Origin of the sequence: Brevibacterium antiquum (genome assembly GCF_016107655.1) — a bacterium.
Classification (GTDB): domain Bacteria; phylum Actinomycetota; class Actinomycetes; order Actinomycetales; family Brevibacteriaceae; genus Brevibacterium; species Brevibacterium antiquum.
This window is the reverse complement of the sequence record NZ_JABASX010000007.1, coordinates 223,642-245,051: the sequence shown is the minus strand read 5'-3', so window position 1 is coordinate 245,051 and position 21,410 is coordinate 223,642. Positions and strand designations below refer to the sequence as shown.

Genomic DNA, 21,410 nt, shown 5'->3' with positions numbered 1-21,410 from the left:
TGCCGGTCTCGCTGGCTGCGAGCTCTGACCTCAGAGCCTCTGTCCGTCGAGTTTGCACGCATAGATATGTCGGTAATAGTCACCCAACTGCAACCGTGAGGCGGCCTCGTCGTCGACGAGAATCGTGACATGAGGATGCATCTGCAGCACCGTGGCCGGCCACATCGATGAGACCGGACCTTCGACCATCTGGTGCACGGCCTCTGCCTTATGACCGCCGGTGGCGATGAGCATGAGGTGCCGGGCTTCGAGAATCGTCCCCAGGCCCTGGGTCAGACAGTGCTGTGGGACTGCGTCGACATCGTCGTCGAAGAAGCGAGCATTGTCGATCCGCGTCTGCCGTGCCAAGGTTTTGACCCGCGTCCGTGAGGACAGGGAAGATCCGGGTTCGTTGAAGGCGAGGTGACCGTCGGCGCCGATACCGAGGATCTGCAGGTCGACTCCCCCAGCCTCGGCGATGGCACGGTCATACTCCGCCGAGGCGGCGCTGAGGTCTTCAGCCGTCCCATCCGGGCCCTGCACCGCGCCCTTCGCGAAGTCCACGCGGGAGACGAATTCGTTGTCAATGACGTTGCGGTAGCGCTGCGGATGCGAGGCCGGCAGTCCCACATATTCGTCGAGCATGAAGCCGCGCACCTCGGCGAATGAGAGTCCGTCCCGTTCGTGACGCCGTGCCAACTCATCGTAGACGCTGAGCGGGCTCGACCCGGTAGCCAGACCCAGCACGGGTGAGGGCTCCTCGCGCACGAGGGCCTCGATGGCGTCGGCGACGAGCGTGGACAGCTCGCGTTCAGGGGCGATGATGACTTCCATCAGTTCTCTTCTCTCAATCGACGTCGCGGTCGAGGGCTCGGGCAATCGGATCATAGTGGACTGTGATCGCGGCGTGGAAGGCTTCGGCATCTCCGGCCTGAGCCGCCTCGAGCATCTCCCCGTGCGCTTTTGCGGTCTGTTCCAGATCGGCGGCCACGGCGACGTTGAGCCGGGGAAGCACTGCCGTGTGCACGTCCCAGAAAGCGGCGACGAGTTGGCCGACGAGCGAATTGTCCAAGGCCGACAGCAGCCCCGTGTGGAAGGCCCGGTCCTGCTGGGGAAACGATCGCCCGTCCTTGGCCATGGCGACCATGTCGTCGACAAGCGCTGAGAGCTCAGGGTTCGTTGTGCCCTGCAGACTTCTCACTATCGCCTCAGACATTCCGAAGTCGAGGGCCTGGCGGACTTCGACGACGTCCCGCAGTGCTCGCAGGTCATCGCCGGGGCTGAGCACTCCGCGGAAGACCAGTGCCTCGACGAGCGCGTCGAGAGACATCTCGCCGACGTAGGTTCCGTGCCCGTGCCGGACGTCGACGATGTCGAGCGTGGACAGTTTGCGGATGGCTTCCCTGACATTCGACCGGGAGACGCCGAGGCGGTCGCACAGGTCCCCTTCGGTGGGCAGGAGATCGCCAGGCCTGAGTCCATCGGAGAGAATGAGATCCTTGATCCGGTCAGATGTCGTTGTCTTCGCCATCCTCGCCCTCCACAGATCGATCAGCACCGGACCTCCATCATACGTCTGACATCAGATGTACTTCCAATGAAGGAACCACGCCGCCGAGCCAGCTCAGAGGCCGCGGGAGATGAGCTCCTTCATGATCTCGTTCGTGCCGCCGTAGATCTTCTGCACACGGGCATCGGCGTACATGCGCGCGATCGGGTATTCCATCATGTAACCATAGCCGCCGAAGATCTGCAGGCAGCGGTCGATGACATTGGTCTGGGCATCCGTCGCCCAGTACTTGCCGGCGGAGGCCTGTTCGGTCGTGAGCTTCCCGTCGATGTGCAACTGAGTGAGGTGGTCGACGAAGGTCCTGGTGGAGAACGCCTCAGTGGCACACTCGGCGAGGACGAACTTGGTGTTCTGGAACTTCATGATCGGCTGCCCGAAAGCCTCACGTTCCTTCGCATAAGCCACCGCTTCGCGCACTGCAGCCTCGGCAGTCGTCGCTCCCGCCACGGCGATCGCCATGCGCTCCTGGGGCAGCTGCTGCATGAGCTGGATGAATCCGCGACCTTCGACTCCGCCGAGGACGTTGCCGACGGGCACGCGCATGTCCTCGAAGAAGAGTTCGCGAGTGTCTTGGCCGCGTTGGCCGACCTTGTCCAGGACGCGTCCGCGGGAGAAGCCGGGCAGGTCGGCAACCTCGGCGACGATGAGGGAGACACCTTTGGCGCCGGGTTCCTCACTCGTCCGGGCGACGATGACGAGGATGTCGCAGTGCGTGCCATTGGAGATAAAGGTCTTCGAGCCGTTGATGACGTACTCGTCGCCGTCGCGCACGGCTTTCGTCTTCACACTCTGCAGGTCAGATCCGGTGCCGGGTTCGGTCATGGCGATCGCGGCGACCAGTTCGCCGGTCGCCATGCCGGGCAGCCACCGCTGCTTCTGTTCCTCTGTGCCGAAGGTGTTGATGTAGTGGGCGATGATCGTGGAGTGGACGCTGTTGCCCCAGGCCGCATCGCCGGCGAATCCCTGTTCCTGGAGGATGATCGCCTCATGGGCGAAGGTGCCGCCGCCTCCGCCGTATTCTTCGGGGATGGAGATGCACAGCAGTCCGGCATCTCCGGCCCGGTTCCACAGCTCACGGTCGACCTGGTGGTTGTCGATGAAGGTGTCCTGGTTGGGCACGATCTCTTTGTTCATGAAATTGCGCACGAGTTCGCGCAGGTCATCGGTTTCCTGCGTCTCCCAGGTACCGCGGTATCCGTCGAGGATCATGGGTGTTCTCCTTTGAAGTCTGTTTCTCTTTGTGTGATTCAGGCGCCGGGTGTGACGGGCGAAGCCGTGCCGGTCGAGGCTGTGCCGGTCGAGACCGCAGTGACCGGTTCGAGGGGAAGGTCGTGGGCTCGTGCCAGCTCCATCCACTGGCTCGTGGGCTTCGTGGCGAAGGCCGCTTCGAGGCTCACGTGATCGTTGCCGACGTGCTGAGCCAAGGCTTTGGCGAAGACGGGTTCGACGCAGCCGACAGCAATAGTCCCATCAGCTGTGTCATAGGTCCGGTAGAACGGTGATCCCCCACCCAGTGGGCCACCTGGCGAGCTGAGACCATGCCGGGCTGGTCCCGCGGCTCGGGCTGCGGCTTCGTCGAGCACGACGCGGTTGACGATGCTGGTCTTCTTCCCGTCGGTCTGCGAGTCGCGGTGGTGCAGTCCGGCCAGCGCTGCAGTCGCTGCGCTCTCGCCGCCGACGATGTCCGCGACGGGAATCGTCGGGGTCATTCCGGGAATGAGGGTTCCGTGGGCGGCCTGATAGGTGAGGTCGTGGCCGGGGACGTCCTCCCGCTCCCCTGCGAATCCGACGATTTCGACGTGGACGAGTCCGTAGCGCTCGACGATGGAGGGCAGTCCGAGCGCCCGTGCCGCTCGTGGCCGCATGGCGGTGATGAGCACATCGGCTTCCGCTGCGAGTTCGCGGATTCGGGCGATTCCTTCGTCATCCTTGAGGTTGAGCGTGAGGATCTCGTGGCCGGCGGTGAGCTCCCTGTAGTACTCGGGGACGACCTGTGCGACCGGGTCGCCCGTCGGGGGTTCGACCTTGATCACCCGCGCCCCGAGGCTTGACAGCCGTGCGGCCGCGTAGGGCCCCGGCAGATTGATCGCGAGATTGATGACCGTGACCCCGGCCAGAAGATCGTGCTCGCTCATTGATGGTCCTCCCGTTGACTCTGCTGCTGACCTTGCGAAATGTCTTTGAACCCAAGAAGTGCTTTCCCAATATTGAATGACTGTATAAGCTATTGAAAGATTGTTCAATCGTTTGGATGCGAGGATTATCCAGGACAGACTGTCCACGAGAGACGATGACCACAGATCACACCGTGAGGAGTGCCATGGCGGAGACCGACGACACCGGCTTTCAAGCCGCCGGCCGCGACGACCTGACAAGTCGTGCCCGGATTCGCAACGCTGCCTTGCACCAGTTCGCGGTCAAGGGTTTCGCGGGCACTCCGCTGCGCACCATCGCCACCGAGGCGGGCGTCGCCATCGGACTCATCGGCCACTACTTCGGGTCGAAGGAGGGGACCAGGGAGGCGGTCGAGAGCTGGATCGTCGGACTCTTCGCGTCCGCCCTCGATCGCGCCGATTCCCAATCGGCCGACACGGTCGCCGACGTCACCGTCCGTGACGAGACCGTGGCACAGATGCTCGCGGGCAATCCGCTTGTTGTCGACTACCTGCGACGACAGGTTCTGGAGCTGCCCACCGACGGGATGCTCATCTCGCGCCTGGCCTCCCTGACCATGGAAAGCGTCGAGGCCATGCGCAATGCCGGGCAGGCCTCGTCCAGCCGCGACCGTGTCGAACAGGTTGTCACGGCCATGGTCCGCCAGCTCGGCAGGCTCTTCCTGCAGCCGCTCGTCGATCAGGTCATCGATTCCTTCCCTGAGGAGGAACAGCCAGCCATCCATCCGGAACTGCGTGTGGAGATCAAGACCGCACAGTAGGAGGCTCCTGTCGCCGGCTGTCCGGCCGCCTTCAGATCGATCAGTCCTCGCGTCTCGGGTCCGGTCACGACTAGAGTGGGTCAGCAACAGATGTTGTAAGACCATCGCACCTACATAGGCTCGGAGCAATCATGGAAATCCTCACCGGTAGCGTCGTCGTTATTGTTGTCATCGTCCTCATCCTCGCCGTACTGCTGTTCGGCAAGCTGAGGACCAGCTTGTTCTTCACGGTCAAGACGCAGGAGAACATCATCGTCGAGCGATTCGGCAAGTTCAAGAAGGTCGCGAAGCCGGGCCTGAACTTCAAGATGCCGCTCGTCGAAACCACCAGCAAGCCGATATCGCTGCGAGTTCAGCAGCTTGAGGTCAATATCGAGTCGAAGACGAGTGACAATGTCTTCGTCACCGTTCCCGTGGCCGTACAGTACGTCGTGGAAGAAGACAACGTCACCGACGCGTACTACAAGCTGGCGAACTCCGAGGAACAGATCAGATCCTATGTCTTCGACACCGTGCGCTCCGCCCTGTCGGGACTGACCCTGGACACAGCCTTCGAATCGAAGGACGATATCGCCGAAAACGTCGAACGTCGCCTTTCGGAATCGATGCGCCGCTACGGGTTCAAGATCGTGAGCACCCTGGTCACGGACATCACCCCGGACTCGAAGGTGCGCGACTCCATGAACTCGATCAACGCCGCACAGCGCGATAAGGTCGCCGCGCAGTCCCTGGCCGAGGCCGACAAGATCAAGCGAGTCACCCAGGCTCAGGCCGAATCCGAGGCGATGCGCCTGCACGGTGTGGGCGTGGCCGCTCAGCGCAAGGCTATTGCCGAAGGCATCGCCGAACAGTACGCGAAGCTGCAGGAAGTGGGCATCGACAAGACCGCCGAGCAGCTGCTCATGATGACCCAGTACTTCGACACCATGCAGAACGTGGCCCAAGAGGGCCGCTCGAATGTGCTGTTCATGCCCTCGAATCCCGGCGGCCTGGGCGAGATGACGCAGGAGATCAGGAACACTCTCTTCGCGGCCAACGCATCCGAGGATGCGAAGAACACCACGGGGCTGCACGGAGCCACCGGGCCCCAGTCTCAGCAGCAGTCTGTGTCGAAAGCGGCGCAGAGCGCACGCGCCGATACGAAGTCGGCGATGAAGCGTGCAGTCGACGCCGTCAGGCACAACACAGACAACGAGGGCTCGACGACCGACGGTTCCTGAATCTTCCCACACCACCCATCGCGAAATCGATCACCAACGGAAAGAAGAACGATGAACACTCTCTACACCGCAGAAGCACTTGCCACCGGAGAAGGACGCGACGGACGTGGCCGCACCAGCGATGGCAAGGTCGACGTCGACCTTGCCACCCCCTCTGAGATGGGTGGGTCCGGCGAAGGGACCAATCCCGAACAGCTCTTTGCTGTCGGCTATGCCGCCTGCTTCCACTCGGCTCTGCGCCTCGTGGCCGGTAAGTCCCAGGCAAACGCCGACGATTCCGCCGTCGGAGCACAGGTGAGCCTCGGCAAGAACGATGGTGGTCGCTTCCAGCTGGCGGTGACGCTCGAGGTCACGCTCCCCCACCTCGATACGGCCGAGGCCGAGGCCCTGGCCAACAAGGCCCACGAGGTGTGCCCGTACTCCAACGCAACCCGCGACAACATCGAGGTCACCATCACCGTCACCGACGACTGACTGCCAAGCCACACGCCATGGGCGATAAGCCCAGACACGAATCGGGGACCGGACGCGATCATGCGTCCGGTCCCCTCTTGTGGTTCAGCTCCGCGTCACCCCGTCAGCATCGGCTGCAGCTTCAACCGCAGCAGCGACGGCTGGAGCGACCCGCTCGTCCATCGCACCGGGCACGATGTAGTCCGGTCGCAGGTCGTCGCCGACCAGATCCGCAATGGCACGAGCAGCGGCGAGCTTCATCGCATCGGTGATGTCGGTGGCTCCCACGTCCAGGGCACCACGGAAGATTCCGGGGAAGGCCAGGACGTTGTTGATCTGGTTCGGGAAGTCACTGCGACCCGTGGCCACCACTGTGGCGTACTTCGCGGCGATATCCGGCAGAACCTCCGGGTTCGGGTTGGACAGGGCGAAGATGATCGCATCGTCAGCCATCTGCGACAGGTGCGCCTCGTCGATGGTGCCACCGGAGACTCCGATGAACGCATCCGCACCGTCAAGTGCGGCATCGATCCCACCGGAGATCGCCCGCGGGTTCGTCTCGGCGGCAAGCGCCTGCTTGGTCTCGGTGAGGTCGCCACGACCTGATTCCACGATTCCTTTGGAGTCGAGGACGACGACGTCGCCGACTCCGGCATCACGCAGAATCTTCACCACGGCCACACCTGCAGCGCCTGCGCCGGAGACGACGACGCGCAGTGACTCGAATGGCTTGTCCACCACGCGCAATGCGTTTGTCAGCGCGGCAAGGACGACAACGGCCGTACCGTGTTGGTCATCATGCATGACGGGCATGTCGAGGGCGGCCTTGACGCGGTCCTCGATCTCGAAGCAGCGAGGTGCGGAGATGTCCTCGAGGTTGATGGCGCCGAAGGTGGGAGCCATGCGGACGATGGTCTCCACGATCTCGTCAGTGTCGTTCGTGTCGAGGACGATCGGAATCGCGTCGAGCCCGGAGAAGCGCTTGAACAGTGCGCACTTGCCCTCCATGACGGGCAGCGAGGCCTTTGGCCCGATGTCGCCGAGCCCCAGCACGGCCGAGCCGTCGGAGATGACGGCGACGAGGCGGCCGGTCCAGGTGTGGGTGCGAGCCAGCTCCGGCTCGTCCCTGATCGCGGTGCAGACCTTGGCCACGCCGGGTGTGTAGGCGATCGAGAGATCGCGCTGGCTCTCGAGCGGGCGGGTGAGCTCGGCGGAGAGTTTTCCGCCTTCGTGTGCGGCGAAGATCTCCCCATCTGTGATGGCAGGAGCAGAGGTCTGTGCCGACTGTGCGGCAGTTTCGGTCGTAGTCGTCATAGTTGATCCCTTAAGGTCGTGTGACGGCCGGCGGAAAACCAGTGCTGTCATCGAATTTCGTCGATCACTGTTCGTGCACCGTATGGTGCTCGAGACAGCGCTCGGTCAGGACTGAAGGCCACGCGAAGGTTAGTGCGGTGACGTCTGCGATGATGCGTGCTCTGACCCCTTTGTGAAGGAATCGGCGACCATGCGCAGTGCAGAAGCGGCACGCACAAGGGCGAGCTTCGACCTTGTGGGTCGCTTCCGGCAACTTGGCCAGCATAGTCCAACACCGTCGCCAGGTCACCCGAAATCGTCACCTCCGCCGAGGTTTCCCCTCATTCCAGCGGCATGTTCATCAGACCTTTGACCGCAGTTTGACCACCGCTGCGGGTAGCTGTGTCGCCTCCGATATTGAGGGCGACCCCGACTCAGCGCAGATAGAGGCGAGAGGGGTCGAGATCGTCCCTGAGCACCGCCAACTCTTCTGGCGTAGGCGCTTGAGTCGTCTCGAGGTCAGTCGCGACCTGCAGGTCCCATCCGGTCTGGCGGACAACCTCGGCGGGGTCGACTCCTGGGTGCACCGCGCTCAGCGTGAGCTCCTCGTCCCGGGCGAATCGAGTCATGATTCCCAGGTCGGTGATCACGTGCGTGACTCCTGCACCGGCGGGCATGGTGCCGACCTCGGACTGCGCGGCTCGGTGGGGGCTGGGCGAGGTGACGAAGTCGAGAGTCTCGACGAATGTGCGCGGGGTGTGCCGACGCATGACGAGGAAGATCTCGGCCGCCCCGGCCATGGCCTCGATCGCTCCCCCGGAACCGGGAAGCCTGCTGTCAGGGTGCTCCCAGTCATCACCAATCAGAGTCGAGTTGAGGCTGCCGTAACGGTCGACCTGCGCTGCACCGAGGAATCCGACATCGATGCGCTGTCCCTGCAGAACGTAGTTGAACAGATGCGTCATCGGAATCACCGAGGCGGCTCCCGGTACCAGCACAGAGTCGGAGATGGTGCGCGGCAGGTCCGGTGGCCTGGCCCCGGTGACTCCCGACTCGTAGACGATCTCGATCTCCGGCGCCACGGTGCGCTGAGCCAGTGCGGTTGCCAGCGTCGGCAGTCCGTGTCCGGCGAAGACGACTCGGCGCCCGGCGAGGGCCCGGGCCGAATGGATGGTGAGCAGTTCACTGCTCGTGATGTCCTCACCAACATTCTTCGTGTCGGTGTGTTCAGGTGTGCCAGCGGTCATTCCCGACCTCCATAGTTGACGGGTCTCGAATAGGCGTCACGAATGCCCAATTTGTCGAAGTGGTCGGCTCCGAGCAATGCCAGGAATTCCTCATGATCTGCGGTGTCATGGATATTGGTCTGCAGCCACTGCTTGACCGCCTCGGCGTCACGGGCCAGAGCCGACCAGTCTCGGGAGAACGCGTCGTCGCGGTCGTAGTATCCCTGCACGGCGTGCGGATGTGCGCCGCGTGGAACTTCAACGACAGCGTCAACGACGTGGGACGGGACGATGGTGCGGTTCGGGTCGGATCGGATGATGGACTCGTCGACGATCTCCTCGACCGTGACGATGAGTCGGCGACCAGCGAAGGCGGCCTCGGTCTGGATCCCGAGCATGCCCCAGGCCTGCACATTGCCGGCAGCGTCGGCACGTTGAGCGTGGATGACTGTGAGATCCGGGTTGAGTGCGGGGACGACGTAGATCGGTGATCCACCATAGGGATCGGGAACGGATTTGATGCGAGGGTTCTTCTGGGCGAGATCACTGCCGCGATAGGAGGCGATCGGCTGGAACGGGAGCTTCGAGGCACCCGCCTGATACCTTGCCACCATTCCGCCGTGGCTGTATTCGTCGAACCACAGCGGATCCGGATCCGAATGCTCCACTCTCCGTCGAAGTTCGTAGAGGGAGCCTGCCGAGCTGTTAGCCACGAAGGCAGCGATCAGTCCTGTGAGGCAGTTCGCGCCGAGGAGCTGGTCGACGATGACATCACACGACATGCGCGCCAGGGTGAGATTCGAGAACTGCTGACGGATGATCTCGTGTGCAGCTGCGACCGGCACGAGGTGGCCGAAGCCCTCCAGCGCGACAGTATCGCCATCGTTGAGATGGGTGCGGATCGCCTCTGACAGGCTCATCGTCTTGTCCATCGCGTCCTCCTCGAGCATCGACTGACTGTGACCTCGATCATCCTGTCAAACTCATATATACCAGTCCAATGCAGATTGGACTGGATATTGATACAGATTGAGCATAAGTCATCGGTACTTGGTCAGGCACGCGGTTTTCTCGACCGAACGATCGCTTAGGTCACATCGGCACCGTAGACTCAGACTCGACCAGCATTTGCGCGACCGGCTCCAAAGACGGACGGTCGAGATGAGGAGAACCATGAGCGTTGTGTATCTGGTCCGGCACGGACAGGCGTCATTCGGCACCGACGACTACGACCGGCTGTCCACGCTGGGACACGAGCAAGCCCGCATCACCGGCGAACATCTGTCTTCCCAGGAAGTTCAGCCCACACGAATCGTCCATGGTGAGATGCTGCGCCAGCGCCAGACTGCGGCGGGCGTCCTGACCGGCCTGCGCACCGAACCCAAGGGCGAAGTCGATGCCGGGTGGAACGAGTTCGACGCCAGCGAGCTCGTCAATGCGCTATCCGAGAGCGACCCACGTGCCTCCACCGATTCCACGATCTTCCAGCGCGTCCTCGAACAGGCATGCGCCAGGTGGGCCGCCGGCGCACACGACGCCGACTACACCGAAACGTTTACGGCCTTCACCAACCGCGTGGACCGCGCACTCGATGATGTGTGCACGAGAATGAAGTCCGGCGAAAGCACGGTCGTCGTCTCGAGTTCAGGTGCTATTGCCTGGACCGCGGCGAGGCTGCTGGGCGCAGGATTCGACCAGTGGCTCACGCTCAACCGAGTGACGATCAACTCCGGCGTCACGAAGATCATCACCGGCGCCCGCGGGACCAGCCTGATCTCCTTCAACGACCACGGACACTTGTCACCGGCCCAGGTCACCTACAGATAACCGGTTCGGTCTGCACTGACCGACGCATATACTCGCAGGCATGAGGCCTGGTACGAGATCACCGTATGAACGGGCTCTCGGCTCCCGAGTGACTCAGCTGCACCCGGTGCTCCAAAGCTACTTTGCAGCAATTCCCGCAGACTCTGTCGGCATCGGCGAAGGCGTCTTCGAACGCTTCGGCACCGAACGGTGGTGGCTGCGACCGCTCCTTGCGTGGTTGGCGCGACGGCATGTGATTGTGCCCGGGATGCACCGTCAGGTCCCGTTTCGGATCGAGAACCGAACAGTTGCCGGCCATCAGACCGCGGCCCGCACCCTGGAACTGGAATCGGGAACATGGACGATGGTCGACGCGGTGTCACTGTCTGAGTCGGGCCGAGTCGTCGATGTGCTGGGCGAACCGGCCCTCGTAGAGGCCGACTTCGACGTCGCGGCAGTCGATGGCGGGTTGAGCCTGAAGAGCCGGGCCGTAGCTGTGCGGTTGGGTCCTGTCCGCCTGCCTGTTCCGATGGTCATTCGTCCGGTGATCTCCCTGAGCGAGCGCTTCGACGCCGAGGTGGCACTCCAGAAGGTCAGTCTCACAGTTGATGTCCCTGCCCTGGGCCGAGTGTATGAGTACCACGGGTCATTCACCTATCGAATAGAGGAGGAGGCGTGACCTCGGAGACGAACCCTGCAGCAAGCCCTCATCGCCGCAGAGGAGATGCTCGGCACGGCCTTGTTCGCTCGAACTCCATTGCGTAACCTCGGGCCATGGCGAAGTATCGATGGACCGCAGCGAACATGCCCGCAATGGATGGTCGCACGGTGGTCATCACCGGAGCCAACAGGGGTGTCGGAGCCGCCACCGCAACCGCGCTCTCACACGCGGGAGCCCACGTTGTTCTGGCCGTCCGTGATACGCAGCGTGGCGAGAATGTCGCACGCACCATGGGCAGAAGCACCGAAGTCCGAGAACTCGATCTCGCCGATCTGTCCTCCATCAGAGCGTTCGCACAGTGGTGGAGCGCTCCACTCGACATTCTGATCAACAATGCAGGAGTCGCCGGTCACCGAGGTGCTCAGACCAAGGATGGATTCGACCTGCAGTTCGGCACCAACCATCTGGGTCACTTCGCACTGACGAATCTCCTCCTGCCGCGCATCACCGACCGGGTGGTGACCGTAGCGTCGGGGGCGCACAAGGCCGGCGATATCCATTTCGACGATCTGGGCCTGCGCAATCGCAGGTACGGCTTCGCGGAGTCATATGGCCAATCCAAGCTGGCGAACCTGCTGTTCACTCTCGAACTCGAACGCCGCCTGCATCGGGCGGGCTCTCGCGTTGTCTCCTTGGCTGCGCACCCCGGCTACTCGGCGACAAGCTTGGGGACCCAAGGCCAGCACAGAGCTCTCGTTGCCGCTGCCAATCTCGCAGGACGCCTCTTCGCCCAAACCAGCGAACACGGGGCACTGCCCACACTGTTTGCCGCGACTCACGACCTACCCGGTGCCAGTTACGTCGGTCCGGACGGCCGCGGGGAGCTGCGCGGCTCCCCGACCTTGGTGGGACGGTCTTCGAAGGCCAGTGACCTTGCTGCCGCCTGCCGGCTATGGGAGGCCTCTGAGGAGCTCACTGGCATCAGCTTCGGGCTTGCTACGGACTGATGGTTCACTCACAACTCTCTGCCCTCGCTTGTTTCCGCGCCGTGAGTTCGGTGACCAGGGTGCGCACGAGTGCGCCGAGGCGGAACCTGTCGGGGATCACCGGCTCGATTCCGTGCTCCACCAGTGGTGCCGCAGTGACATTGCCGACCACAGCAGCCAGCACACCGGACTGATCGGTGAACGCGGCGAGGACCTCCGGCAGTAGGCCCTGTTCGCGGGCGGCATCCAAAAAGGCGGTGACCCCGGGCGCCGAGGTGAAGGCCACGGCATCGCATTGGCGCCGTGCGACGAGACCGATGGCTGTCACCACGGCATCCCGGTCGGGGGCGGGGCCCCACCGATAGACCACCAACGAGCTGACCTCGGCACCTGCTGCGGCGAAGGCCTCGTCCAGACCGTCGGCGCCGGCTCCATGGTGCTGCACCGCGATCCGGAGGCCGCGCACGCCCTCACCGAGCAGCACCTGCTGGATCTCGGTGTTCGTCTCGGACTCGGCAACCCAATCCGGTGTCAGACCTGCCCCCTGGATCGCACCACGCGCCTTGGGCCCGCGTGCGATGATCCGAGCACTCCCGAGCATTGCGTGCCACTGCTCACTGAGACCCTCGGACTCGGCCACCTCGGCCCAGCCGTTGAAACCGACACCGGTGGTCACCACGACGACATCGGGTTGCGTGTCGATGAGGGCGCGAGTGCGAGCACCGAGCTCGGGGTCGTCGATGTTCGGGATGACCGACAGCGTGGGCGCGTGCACGATGGTCGCACCATGCCGCTCAAGGGCAGCGGCGAACTGTGGGGCCTTCCGTTGCGCGGTGAGAACCACACAGCAGCCGGACAGTTGGCTGCTCAGGCCGGTTCGAGACTCCTCCATGCACACATCCTGGCCCCCGCAGCTCATCAGAGCAACTCACGGATCGAGTCAAGAGCCAACCACCTCGGCTCCACTTCACCCGTGCATCCGCGCGCCCTTCACTACCCGGTCGACGGCATTCTTCGGCCCGCGCAGAGCGATTCCCACCAAGTTGAGATCCTCCGCCGCCACGGCTGCCACAGCTTCCCGATTCGCCGCATCATGTCCCGCTCGGCAACTCCGGAAGTTCCGTTTCGCAAACGAGTGCTCTATCTCGAGCCCGAATGGCTGCCCCACAACGCCGTCGATGCCGCCGCGGAGACTCCGACGCTCTTCGATCCGAATGTCATTTCGGCCGTCGACCAGATCGTACAGCCGCACCTGAAATCACCAGTCGACACGGCTTCTGACGCACCTCTTGCCCGTCGACTCCGTCATCTGCTCGATGATCGTCTGCAGGAGACCTTCACCATCGCCGAGGCGGCCGCCCAGTCCGGCTTCCACGACCAGTCCCATCTCACCCGGCACTTCCGCCGGACGTTGGGGACGCCCCCGGGAGTCTTCGCGGCCTGATCCGAGTTCTCCCAAAGACTGACAGACTCCTATGATCCGCTTCATCTCGCCTGACAAGCACCACCGGATGCCAACACAGAGTCGCAATCACACCGTCAGCAGTCCACCGTTCAGTGACTCCCCGTGCACGCTACAACCCTTTCCGCGCGAAGCGGTTACAGTCGTGGTCCTACTCGACGACTCCGCAGGCCACGCGCATCTTGGCGTCACCAGCACCCGCTGTTTCCTCATCCGCACCCTCGGAGGCGTAGCGTTCGGGAATGTTGGCGAAGTTGTCCGTTCCTGAATGAATCATGACTGCACTGCCATCGTCATCAGCCAAGTCCTCCGGGCTGAACCGGTCGGTGGTGAAGGACAGCTCACCGGTGCCGTCCTCATTGACGAGCAGGCTGGGCAGATCACCAGCGTGGTTCGGGTGCTTGGCCTCGTCGGAGCCCATATGCCCCCCGGCGGAGAGGAAATCGCCCTTCTTCTCGGGCTTGTCCGCAGCCGCGCTATCAGGTTCGCATTTACCCGTGGCATGAACGTGAAATCCATGGAATCCTGGCTCGAGTCCCTCGACTTTCACTGAAACCTCGGTCCCGCTCTTGGTCCGACCAAATGATGCGGTGCCGGCTGCTGTACCGTCAGATTTCTGCATGTCCGCCTTAGCCTCCGCCGAGCTGGCGGAGGTGCTGGCATTGTCCGATGCGCCCTCATCGCTCGTCTGTGCTGAACATGCGGCGAGCAGCAGCGTCGCTGATGCCAAGGCGGGAAGGGCAAGGGTTCTCTTGTTCATCATGACTCCATCATCATTCCAGGCGGTATTCAGCGTCTGTGACCAATACTAGATGGACTGCTAAGGCCCGAACAAAACAAGCCGTCCTGTAATCTGGCCGAAGGAGAACGATTCAACCATCCGCGCTGAGCAAGACTCGAGTTCAGTCAGGCTCCCTTGCTGCACAATCCCACACCACCCCTCCGGCAATACAGTGTATTGGTGACTTGATGGTCACTAGCGCAATCGACCAATACGGAGTAATGGAAGGGGGATGAGGGAACTTCAGCCACCAGAGGGCATCGGCAGCAGAGACAAAATCCTGCGGGCTGCCGCGACGATGCTCGGAGGGGTCACGCCGGCCCGCTTGGCAACTGCCCGCACGCTCACCATCGCTCCGGGCACCTTCATCAACGGGCTCTCGATCGCACAAGCGCTGCCGTCGGACGACACACATCTGCCCACCGAAATCGACGCGCTGTATGCGGTCGCCGATTGGGTCTTATCGCAATGACTATTTGGCGCTGGCGGCGCGGACACCTTCGATCGGCACCTGCCCTGCCTGCACCTATGAAGCCGAGTGCTCCCGCGCCAAAGCGATGGCCTCACGCGCAATCTCGCCAGGGTGCGATTCCGGTAGCCAATGGGATGCGCCTTCGAGGGGGACAAATCGGTATGGGCCTTCGACATATTCGGCGGTCAGCTCCGCAGTGGCGCGAGGGAAGGCGATATCTTCACTACCCCACACGAAGGTCGTCGGCACTGTGACTGGGGTGCTCGACAATCGAGCTCGGCCGTCCGCCGCCTGGTAGTACTTCAGCACCGAGTCCATTGCTCCAGGCTCGCTCAAGCGCGCTGTGTAGGAGGCCGCCATGTCATCAGGTACGTCACCGGTGTAGAGATCGATGAGTCGTTCTCCGTCATTGCGCAGCAGAGTGCGGGCAACTCCGTCCGGATGGTCTTGGATCGAGCGCATGTATTCCATGCGCTCGTACTGGTCCGGGTCCGCCTGCACCTGCTTGGCATGGGCGATCGGGTGCGGGGTCGAGACGACGGTGTTCGTCAGCAGACGCTCTGGATGGTTCGCGGCGTAATGCCATGCGACCATCCCACCCCAGTCGTGGCCGACGAGGTGGAAGCGACCCAGTCCCACCGAGCGTGAGATCTCGTCGAGATCCGCGACCAGGTGGGGCATCGTGTACTCATCGACGGAGACAGGACGTGCTCCAGGAGAATACCCCCTCTGGTCATAGGCGAACACGCTCATCCCCTGTTCCAGGAGCAGGGCCGCTGTCTTCTCCCAACAGGCCGCGAATTCGGGCCAACCGTGCAACAGCAGCGCATCGCCGAGCTGCGGATCAGGATGAGCCGGTATCGCCTGGAACCCGGCGAACTCACCACCCGAGGTGCTCACCGTCAGCGCCTGCGCATTCGCAACGAACGGCAGTTCTGCCAGACGGGCTGCCACCGAAGCATTGTCGAAAGGAGCGCCAGTACTCCGACCAGGTGATGGTTCGGATGTCGTTGACGTTGTCGTTGACGATGCCATGGAAACTCCTAGGTTCGGCGGGACCCGTCGGCAGGGATGCCCAGCGCGTTGACCCACAGCTTCGTTGCGGTCTCCACGAGAAGGTCATCGGTGCCCCAGTCCGGTTCTTCCAATGCGTATTTGAAATAGGCCATGCGCCCGACCATCAGCGACAATGCGCTTGCCGACATAACCGGGTCAAGGCTCGGATCGGCAAACCCCTCGTCTTGGAGCTTCTTGATCCACCTGCAGTTCCGTTGGGCGAAGGCTCGTCCACGGTCGAGTCGCAGGCGCCTGAACTTCGGGTCGACCGCGGCCACCTGCTCGAGCAGGAGCATCAGTTTGGCGTTGCGTTTATACGCCTCGACATAGGCACGGTTGCCCGCTTCGAGCGACTCGACGACGCTGCGATCCTTGTGGTGCCCCTGCGGCGGGCCGGGGTGGAGCATATCCTCTTGAGCCTCATGCAGAACGGCAGCTAGAGCCTCTTCTTTGCTGTCGAAGTACGTGTAGAAGGTACCTGTGGAACACTGGGCCTCCTTCGTGATGTCCGTCAGTCGCGAATCGATGAACCCATCGCGTTCGAACACGGTGCGGGCAGCGGCCACCAGGGACGCGCGTGTGCGGATGCCTCGAGGAGTGGACGGGAGATCACGCGTCAGCGTGGGGTCCACCAGTGCGGGGAGATCTTCACCCTGTTCTTCGGTCTTCGACATGGTCAGCCCATCATACAATCCGTCGCCATTGCGGCTGCGGGCCTCAGCAGAGTCATGGCGCCAACCCGTTCTCTCTGGCGATGTCCCACCCGTGATCGATCATGGCTTGGATGTTCTCCGGGGTGAGGGTGATTCCCGCGGCGTTCTCAGGGTTGTCGAGGACCCGGCGGTAGACTCCCTCGGCGATGATGGCGACCTTCCACACTCCCAGCACATGCCAGAACCCCAACGCCTGCCCGTCGCGTCCGGAGGCACGCAGATATTCTGCAGCCATCTCTGCCCGGGTCGGGAAGCCGTCCAGGGCTGAGGCGGCGAACATTCCGCCCGGCAGTTCACCGGCCTGCGTCCAATATGCGAGCGCGCTGCCCATATCGGCCAGCGGATCGCCCAGGGTCGAGAGCTCCCAGTCCAGGACCGCTCGGATGCCTCCCGTGCTCTCGTCGATGATGACGTTGCGGATGTGGAAGTCGCCGTGGACCAGGGCGATCTCATCCGAGTCCGGGATGGTGTCACGGAGCAGGTCAGTCAGGGCGTCGAGGTCGGGCCGGTCCTGGGTTCGGCTTTCCTCAAGTTGCCGACTCCACCGTTTGAGCTGTCTCGGCGCATAGGGCTTCCGGGAGGCCAGGCCTCCCAGTCCCGCGGCATCGATGTCGACCGCGTGGATCTTGGCCAATGTCCGTGCGAGGTCGAGGCCGAGCCGCCGCCGCACGTCTGGGGTCAGTGAGTGTGCGGTCTCCTCATCATCGACGACGATGCCCTCCACGTGGGCCATGACGAAGACGGGAACGTCAGCGACGGCGGGGTCCGTGCACACACCGATCGTGGTCGGAACGGGAACTCCTGATTCCTGCAGCGCCGACATGATCTGATATTCGCGGGCAACGTCGTGAGCCGAGGCCAACAGTCTGCCCAGCGGGGGCCGGCGTGCGATCCACGCATGTCCGGCCTCGTCATCGATGCGGTACGTGAGGTTTGACTGGCCTTGGCCGACTCGGGTCCCCTTGAGCTCACCGACGACGGCCTCCCCCGCAGCCTGCATCCAGACTGCGAGAGCTTTCAGGTTGAGTTCGATACTCATCCGGCCTCCCGAGCGGTCTTCCGGCGGCGCAGTTCGCGGCGGGCGATCGAACGCTTATGCACCTCGTCGGGTCCGTCGGCCAGGCGCAGCGTACGCAGGTGCGCATAGAAGCCGGCCAGCGGAAAGTCATCCGTGACTCCGCCGCCGCCGTGAACCTGGATGGCCCGGTCGATGATGGTCAGGGCCATCTCTGGGGCCTTGACCTTGATGGCTGCGATCTCCGTTGCCGCTTCCCGGTTGCCCACGGTGTCCATCATCCATGCCGCCTTGAGCACGAGGAGACGGGTGGCTTCGATCTCGATGCGCGCCTCGGCGATCCAGTCCTGGATGTTGGCGCGATCGGCCACCGGCTGTCCGAAGGTGACTCGCTGCTGGGCACGGTCGATCATCAGTTCGAGGGATCGTTCTGCCATGCCGATCGTGCGCATGCAGTGGTGGATGCGGCCTGGCCCCAGTCGGGCCTGGCTGATGGCGAACCCATCCCCTTCACCGGAGAGCAGCGCGGTCTTGGGCACGCGCACATCCTCGAACAGGATCTCTGCATGGCCTTCCCGGTCCATGTACCCGAACACCGGCAGCCCGCGAACAATGGTGATGCCGGGGGTGTCCTTCGGCACGACGAGCATGGACTGCTGTCGGTGGGTCTCCGCGTTCGGGTCGGTCTTGCCCATGACGATGAAGACCTGGCAGTTGGCGTGCAATGCATTCGAAGCGAACCATTTCCGACCGTTGAGGACGTAGTCATCCCCGTCGGCGGTGATGCTCATTTCGATGTTCGTCGCATCGGAGCTGGCCACCTCGGGTTCTGTCATGCAGAACGCGGAGGCGATCTCGCCGGCCAGCAGAGGCTTGAGCCACTTCTCCTTGTGCTCATCGGTACCGAACAGGGCAAGTACTTCCATGTTCCCCGTGTCCGGTGCGTTGCAGTTGATGGCCTCCGGGGCGATCTCTGGGCTGCGTCCTGTGATCTCCGCGAGGTGCGCGTACTGCAGGTTCGTCAGTCCCGCACCCCACCCTTCGTAAGGCAGGAACAGGTTCCACAGTCCCTGCTTCTTCGCCTCGGCCTTGAGGTCTTCGAGGACCGGCGGGTGGAAGTTCGGGTCACCGGACTCGGCGCGTTGGCGGTGATAGACGGACTCTGCAGGGTAGACGTATTCGTCCATGAATGCGTTGAGTCTGGCCTGGTAGTCGAGGGTGGTCTCATCTGGTGCGAAGTCCATGGTTCCTGCTTTCTGGTCAATTCACTTAAGTAGAGCGAAATTCTTCGGTACAGCCGCGTTGTCAGAGTCAGCGGGTGGCAGTCTCGTTGGCGTCGCCGCCGACTTCGAGGAGCACTTTGCCTCGAACCGATCGGGAGTCGATGATCTCGAGTGCCTCACCGGCCTGCGCCATGGGAAGGACGGTGTGGATTGCAGGGTTGAGGTCTCCGGCAGACAGGTGGGGCCAGAGGGTTTCCCACTGCTGAGCCACCATCTCAGGCCGTCCGGCCAAAGCGGCTCCCCAGCCCACGCCTGCCACGGAGATGTTGCCCAGCAGCAGTCGGTTGACCTTCACCTCAGGAATCTGGCCCGCGGTGAAGCCGAGGACCAGGAGCGTGCCGAAGGTCGAGAGGCAGCGCAGGGAATCCGTGAAGCGGTCCCCTCCCACCGGGTCTGCGACCAGGTCGACTCCGCGCGGGAAGATCTCCTTGACTGCGTCTTTGAATCCGTCGGCGAAGACCACATGTTGTGCGCCGAGGTTGGCCACCGTGTCCGCCTTCTCCTGAGTGGAGACGACGGCGACGACTTCTGCACCGGAGGCGAGTGCGACCTGGACGAGGGCGCTGCCGAGTCCCCCGGCAGCTCCGTGGATGAGGACGCTCTGTCCTGCTTGAAGGTTCCCTCGCACGCGCAGAGCGAAGTCCGCCGTCAGCAGGTTCATCGGCATCCCGGCCCCGGATCGCAGAGACACCGAATCCGGCAGAGGCAGGACGCTGGCGGCAGGAACAGCCATGACCTCGGCGTAGGCTCCGGTGCCGGCAACACCGAGGACACGGTCACCCACAGAGAAGCCTGTGACCCCCTCCCCCAGTTCGCGCACTGTTCCAGCGACCTCAGAACCCATCGTGTAGGGCAGGGGCGGCTGCATCTGATATTGCCCGCGAGACTGCAGCAGTTCGGGGAATGTCACGCCTGCATAGGCGACGTCGATGAGGATTGTGCCGGGTTCGGCTGTGGGGGCGTCGACGTCTGCGAGTGCGAGGGAGCTTGGCCCGTCGGTGGCGTTCAGCTGTACTGCCTTCATAATGTTGTGTCTTCCTTGTTCGGTTTGTCCTAGAGTCCAGCCGATGCGACGACGCCGCCATCGACGACGATTGTGTCGCCGACGACGTAGTCACCGGCGCGTGAGGCGAGATAGGTCGCGACTCCGGCCATGTCTTCTGGCCCGCCGATGCGCCCGGCAGGGATGCGCTGCTGCAATTCGTCTCCGTGGTCGCGGGCCACCTTGTTCATCCGTGAGGGGAATGCTCCGGGTGCGATTGCGCTGACGATCACGCCTTCTGGTGCCAGCTGCGCGGCCAGGCGCTTGGTCAGGTGGATGACCCCGGCCTTGCTGGCGTGGTAGCTGTACGTTTCGTTGGGGTTCGTTCGGATGCCGTCGATGGAGGCGACGTTGATGACCTTGGCGAGGTGGTCCCCGCTGGCAGCGGCGGCGCGCAGTTCGGGGGCGAGTTGCTGGGTGAGGAAGAACAATGCCTTGAGGTTGAGGTCCATGACCTTGTCCCAGCCGTCTTCCGGGAACTCGGCGAAGGGTGCACCCCAGGCGGCTCCGGCGTTGTTGACAAGGATGTCCAACGTCGACTCATGCTCGCGGAGTCGGGAGACGACAGATGCGAGTCCCTCCGTCGTTGAGATGTCGCCGGGGATCGAGGTGCAGCTTCCCTGCTCAGACATTTCGGCGGCCGCTGCGTCGCATTCCTCTGCTTTGCGGGCCGTGATGTAGACGCGCACGCCGAGTTGGACGAAGCCTTCGGCGATCATTCGGCCGATGCCGCGTGAACCGCCGGTGATGAGTGCGCATCGTCCTTCCAAGTTGAACAGTGTTGACATGTTCATGGTGGGTGACGTCGTCATTCGGAATCCTTCGTTCGGGGTGGACGGTTCGGGCCCGTCGCTCTCGTCTGTGAGTATGCTCCGACCATAGTTGAACTTGACCTCAACTTCAATAGTCTGACATCCCGTCGCTCGACGCCTCGACTCTCAGACCTCAGCGCCGTGCTCGGTGAAGAATCCGATCGATTCGGCTACGCAGACAGGCTTCTCGATGCCTTCGGCCTCGAAGACCTGAGTCGTCGTGATCTGCGCGGAGCCGGTCTTACGTCGCTCCACCTCGGTGACGGTGGCACGCATGCGCACACGCGAGCCCACGGGACGAGGATTCGGGAATCGGACCTTCCCGTATCCGTAGTTGAGGCTGTGGGCGAAGCCGTCGAAGGCCATCAGCTCCTCCATGAAGGCCGGTCCCAGCGAGAGCGTGAACAGGCCGTGACCGATCGTCCCACCGAAGGGCCCCGCCGCCGCGCGCTCCTCATCGACATGGATCCACTGATGATCATTCGTCAGGTCAGCAAAAGAATTGATGTCGTCTTGGACCAGCACATGCCAGCTGGTCGGGCCGAGCTCTTGGCCAACGAGCGCTTCGAGGTCGGAGATCGAGGTGGGGCGGATGGGAGTGGTCATTGTCTGCCTTTCGGTGGGCGCAGCGCGGTGAGGGCGAGC

General features: G+C 63.1%; 24 protein-coding genes. 8 read left to right on the top strand and 16 right to left on the bottom strand.

What is annotated here, in order from left to right:
• Positions 1–30: 30 nt before the first annotated feature.
• From nagB to JFC13_RS13525, 4 genes are all read right to left on the bottom strand, one after another.
• Positions 31–813, bottom strand: coding sequence for a glucosamine-6-phosphate deaminase (gene nagB / locus JFC13_RS13540; protein WP_198397595.1), 783 nt, complete (start codon positions 811–813; stop codon positions 31–33).
• A 13-nt stretch (positions 814–826) separates the two neighbouring features.
• Positions 827–1,510: a FadR/GntR family transcriptional regulator gene (locus JFC13_RS13535; RefSeq protein ID WP_198397594.1), complete on the bottom strand. Its 684-nt coding sequence runs from the start codon at positions 1,508–1,510 to the stop codon at positions 827–829.
• Positions 1,511–1,603: 93 nt separating this feature from the next.
• The gene (locus JFC13_RS13530) at positions 1,604–2,758 is read right to left on the bottom strand and encodes an acyl-CoA dehydrogenase family protein (protein WP_198397593.1); all 1,155 of its coding nucleotides are present in this window, start codon (positions 2,756–2,758) and stop codon (positions 1,604–1,606) included.
• Positions 2,759–2,796: 38 nt separating this feature from the next.
• Positions 2,797–3,684, bottom strand: a complete 888-nt coding sequence (locus tag JFC13_RS13525; RefSeq protein ID WP_198397592.1) for a CoA transferase — start codon at positions 3,682–3,684, stop codon at positions 2,797–2,799.
• A 185-nt stretch (positions 3,685–3,869) separates the two neighbouring features.
• Here JFC13_RS13525 and JFC13_RS13520 point away from each other — a divergent pair, with 185 nt between their 5' ends.
• The 3 genes from JFC13_RS13520 to JFC13_RS13510 all read left to right on the top strand — a co-directional run bounded on the left by JFC13_RS13520 (position 3,870) and on the right by JFC13_RS13510 (position 6,178).
• Positions 3,870–4,484 carry a TetR/AcrR family transcriptional regulator gene (locus JFC13_RS13520; RefSeq protein ID WP_198397591.1) on the top strand — a complete coding sequence of 205 codons (615 nt, stop codon included), beginning with the start codon at positions 3,870–3,872 and terminating at the stop codon, positions 4,482–4,484.
• 131 nt (positions 4,485–4,615) lie between these two features.
• Positions 4,616–5,704: an SPFH domain-containing protein gene (locus JFC13_RS13515; protein ID WP_198397590.1), complete on the top strand. Its 1,089-nt coding sequence runs from the start codon at positions 4,616–4,618 to the stop codon at positions 5,702–5,704.
• A gap of 51 nt (positions 5,705–5,755) precedes the next feature.
• Positions 5,756–6,178, top strand: coding sequence for an organic hydroperoxide resistance protein (locus JFC13_RS13510; protein ID WP_198397589.1), 423 nt, complete (start codon positions 5,756–5,758; stop codon positions 6,176–6,178).
• An 84-nt stretch (positions 6,179–6,262) separates the two neighbouring features.
• Here JFC13_RS13510 and JFC13_RS13505 read toward each other — a convergent pair whose 3' ends face one another.
• The 3 genes from JFC13_RS13505 to JFC13_RS13495 form a co-directional block, all read right to left on the bottom strand.
• Complete coding sequence (locus JFC13_RS13505) at positions 6,263–7,471, bottom strand: NAD(P)-dependent malic enzyme (protein ID WP_198397588.1); 1,209 nt, start codon at positions 7,469–7,471, stop codon at positions 6,263–6,265.
• Positions 7,472–7,884: 413 nt separating this feature from the next.
• Entirely contained in the window at positions 7,885–8,697 is an 813-nt protein-coding gene (locus JFC13_RS13500; protein ID WP_198397587.1) for a CoA-transferase subunit beta, read from the bottom strand.
• On the bottom strand, positions 8,694–9,626 hold the full coding sequence (locus JFC13_RS13495) for a CoA transferase subunit A (protein ID WP_232488598.1): 933 nt from the start codon (positions 9,624–9,626) through the stop codon (positions 8,694–8,696). The genes JFC13_RS13500 and JFC13_RS13495 overlap by 4 nt, the downstream gene beginning before the upstream one ends.
• Before the next feature lie 223 nt (positions 9,627–9,849).
• On the opposite strand from JFC13_RS13495, the gene JFC13_RS13490 reads away from it, so the two are divergent.
• From JFC13_RS13490 to JFC13_RS13480, 3 genes are all read left to right on the top strand, one after another.
• Positions 9,850–10,503 (top strand): histidine phosphatase family protein, encoded by a 654-nt coding sequence (locus JFC13_RS13490; protein WP_198397586.1) that lies wholly within the window; start codon positions 9,850–9,852, stop codon positions 10,501–10,503.
• A gap of 40 nt (positions 10,504–10,543) precedes the next feature.
• A complete protein-coding gene (locus JFC13_RS13485) occupies positions 10,544–11,161 on the top strand; it encodes a DUF4166 domain-containing protein (RefSeq protein ID WP_198397585.1) in 618 nt (205 codons plus the stop codon).
• A gap of 95 nt (positions 11,162–11,256) precedes the next feature.
• Complete coding sequence (locus tag JFC13_RS13480; RefSeq protein WP_198397584.1) at positions 11,257–12,150, top strand: oxidoreductase; 894 nt, start codon at positions 11,257–11,259, stop codon at positions 12,148–12,150.
• A 4-nt stretch (positions 12,151–12,154) separates the two neighbouring features.
• Here the strand turns inward: JFC13_RS13480 and JFC13_RS13475 are convergent, their stop codons facing one another.
• Positions 12,155–13,021 (bottom strand): uroporphyrinogen-III synthase, encoded by an 867-nt coding sequence (locus JFC13_RS13475; RefSeq protein WP_198397583.1) that lies wholly within the window; start codon positions 13,019–13,021, stop codon positions 12,155–12,157.
• Between JFC13_RS13475 and JFC13_RS20090 the strand changes: the two genes are divergently transcribed.
• Entirely contained in the window at positions 12,917–13,573 is a 657-nt protein-coding gene (locus JFC13_RS20090; RefSeq protein ID WP_425546566.1) for a helix-turn-helix domain-containing protein, read from the top strand. The two genes, JFC13_RS13475 and JFC13_RS20090, sit on opposite strands and share 105 nt — an antisense overlap.
• Positions 13,574–13,742: 169 nt before the next feature.
• On the opposite strand, the gene JFC13_RS13460 is transcribed toward JFC13_RS20090, so the two are convergent.
• A complete protein-coding gene (locus tag JFC13_RS13460; protein WP_198397582.1) occupies positions 13,743–14,354 on the bottom strand; it encodes a superoxide dismutase family protein in 612 nt (203 codons plus the stop codon).
• A 250-nt stretch (positions 14,355–14,604) separates the two neighbouring features.
• On the opposite strand from JFC13_RS13460, the gene JFC13_RS13455 reads away from it, so the two are divergent.
• A complete protein-coding gene (locus tag JFC13_RS13455; protein WP_198397581.1) occupies positions 14,605–14,844 on the top strand; it encodes a hypothetical protein in 240 nt (79 codons plus the stop codon).
• 54 nt (positions 14,845–14,898) lie between these two features.
• On the opposite strand, the gene JFC13_RS13450 is transcribed toward JFC13_RS13455, so the two are convergent.
• From JFC13_RS13450 to JFC13_RS13420, 7 genes are all read right to left on the bottom strand, one after another.
• The gene (locus JFC13_RS13450; RefSeq protein ID WP_332839413.1) at positions 14,899–15,798 is read right to left on the bottom strand and encodes an alpha/beta fold hydrolase; all 900 of its coding nucleotides are present in this window, start codon (positions 15,796–15,798) and stop codon (positions 14,899–14,901) included.
• 89 nt (positions 15,799–15,887) lie between these two features.
• Positions 15,888–16,574, bottom strand: coding sequence for a TetR/AcrR family transcriptional regulator (locus tag JFC13_RS13445; RefSeq protein WP_198397579.1), 687 nt, complete (start codon positions 16,572–16,574; stop codon positions 15,888–15,890).
• A gap of 52 nt (positions 16,575–16,626) precedes the next feature.
• Positions 16,627–17,652, bottom strand: coding sequence for a phosphotransferase family protein (locus JFC13_RS13440; RefSeq protein ID WP_198397578.1), 1,026 nt, complete (start codon positions 17,650–17,652; stop codon positions 16,627–16,629).
• The gene (locus tag JFC13_RS13435) at positions 17,649–18,872 is read right to left on the bottom strand and encodes an acyl-CoA dehydrogenase family protein (protein ID WP_101572670.1); all 1,224 of its coding nucleotides are present in this window, start codon (positions 18,870–18,872) and stop codon (positions 17,649–17,651) included. Before JFC13_RS13435 ends, JFC13_RS13440 begins: the two co-directional genes overlap by 4 nt.
• 67 nt (positions 18,873–18,939) lie before the next feature.
• Complete coding sequence (locus tag JFC13_RS13430) at positions 18,940–19,935, bottom strand: NADPH:quinone oxidoreductase family protein (protein ID WP_198397577.1); 996 nt, start codon at positions 19,933–19,935, stop codon at positions 18,940–18,942.
• A gap of 29 nt (positions 19,936–19,964) precedes the next feature.
• Positions 19,965–20,765 carry an SDR family oxidoreductase gene (locus JFC13_RS13425; RefSeq protein ID WP_232488596.1) on the bottom strand — a complete coding sequence of 267 codons (801 nt, stop codon included), beginning with the start codon at positions 20,763–20,765 and terminating at the stop codon, positions 19,965–19,967.
• A 126-nt stretch (positions 20,766–20,891) separates the two neighbouring features.
• Positions 20,892–21,371 (bottom strand): MaoC family dehydratase, encoded by a 480-nt coding sequence (locus JFC13_RS13420; protein WP_198397576.1) that lies wholly within the window; start codon positions 21,369–21,371, stop codon positions 20,892–20,894.
• Positions 21,372–21,410 lie beyond the last annotated feature (39 nt).

Coding starts and splice junctions, on each gene's coding strand:
- JFC13_RS13425 (WP_232488596.1), bottom strand. CDS start 20,765: ATGACGACGTCACCCACCATGAACATGTCAACACTGTTCAACTTGGAA.
- JFC13_RS13525 (WP_198397592.1), bottom strand. CDS start 3,684: ATGAGCGAGCACGATCTTCTGGCCGGGGTCACGGTCATCAATCTCGCG.
- JFC13_RS13445 (WP_198397579.1), bottom strand. CDS start 16,574: ATGTCGAAGACCGAAGAACAGGGTGAAGATCTCCCCGCACTGGTGGAC.
- JFC13_RS13535 (WP_198397594.1), bottom strand. CDS start 1,510: ATGGCGAAGACAACGACATCTGACCGGATCAAGGATCTCATTCTCTCC.
- JFC13_RS20090 (WP_425546566.1), top strand. CDS start 12,917: ATGCCGCTCAAGGGCAGCGGCGAACTGTGGGGCCTTCCGTTGCGCGGT.
- JFC13_RS13510 (WP_198397589.1), top strand. CDS start 5,756: ATGAACACTCTCTACACCGCAGAAGCACTTGCCACCGGAGAAGGACGC.
- JFC13_RS13485 (WP_198397585.1), top strand. CDS start 10,544: ATGAGGCCTGGTACGAGATCACCGTATGAACGGGCTCTCGGCTCCCGA.
- JFC13_RS13435 (WP_101572670.1), bottom strand. CDS start 18,872: ATGGACTTCGCACCAGATGAGACCACCCTCGACTACCAGGCCAGACTC.
- JFC13_RS13475 (WP_198397583.1), bottom strand. CDS start 13,021: ATGGAGGAGTCTCGAACCGGCCTGAGCAGCCAACTGTCCGGCTGCTGT.
- JFC13_RS13455 (WP_198397581.1), top strand. CDS start 14,605: ATGAGGGAACTTCAGCCACCAGAGGGCATCGGCAGCAGAGACAAAATC.
- JFC13_RS13505 (WP_198397588.1), bottom strand. CDS start 7,471: ATGACGACTACGACCGAAACTGCCGCACAGTCGGCACAGACCTCTGCT.
- JFC13_RS13515 (WP_198397590.1), top strand. CDS start 4,616: ATGGAAATCCTCACCGGTAGCGTCGTCGTTATTGTTGTCATCGTCCTC.
- JFC13_RS13490 (WP_198397586.1), top strand. CDS start 9,850: ATGAGCGTTGTGTATCTGGTCCGGCACGGACAGGCGTCATTCGGCACC.
- JFC13_RS13495 (WP_232488598.1), bottom strand. CDS start 9,626: ATGCTCGAGGAGGACGCGATGGACAAGACGATGAGCCTGTCAGAGGCG.
- JFC13_RS13500 (WP_198397587.1), bottom strand. CDS start 8,697: ATGACCGCTGGCACACCTGAACACACCGACACGAAGAATGTTGGTGAG.
- JFC13_RS13520 (WP_198397591.1), top strand. CDS start 3,870: ATGGCGGAGACCGACGACACCGGCTTTCAAGCCGCCGGCCGCGACGAC.
- JFC13_RS13420 (WP_198397576.1), bottom strand. CDS start 21,371: ATGACCACTCCCATCCGCCCCACCTCGATCTCCGACCTCGAAGCGCTC.
- JFC13_RS13530 (WP_198397593.1), bottom strand. CDS start 2,758: ATGATCCTCGACGGATACCGCGGTACCTGGGAGACGCAGGAAACCGAT.
- JFC13_RS13440 (WP_198397578.1), bottom strand. CDS start 17,652: ATGAGTATCGAACTCAACCTGAAAGCTCTCGCAGTCTGGATGCAGGCT.
- JFC13_RS13430 (WP_198397577.1), bottom strand. CDS start 19,935: ATGAAGGCAGTACAGCTGAACGCCACCGACGGGCCAAGCTCCCTCGCA.
- nagB (WP_198397595.1), bottom strand. CDS start 813: ATGGAAGTCATCATCGCCCCTGAACGCGAGCTGTCCACGCTCGTCGCC.
- JFC13_RS13480 (WP_198397584.1), top strand. CDS start 11,257: ATGGCGAAGTATCGATGGACCGCAGCGAACATGCCCGCAATGGATGGT.
- JFC13_RS13460 (WP_198397582.1), bottom strand. CDS start 14,354: ATGATGAACAAGAGAACCCTTGCCCTTCCCGCCTTGGCATCAGCGACG.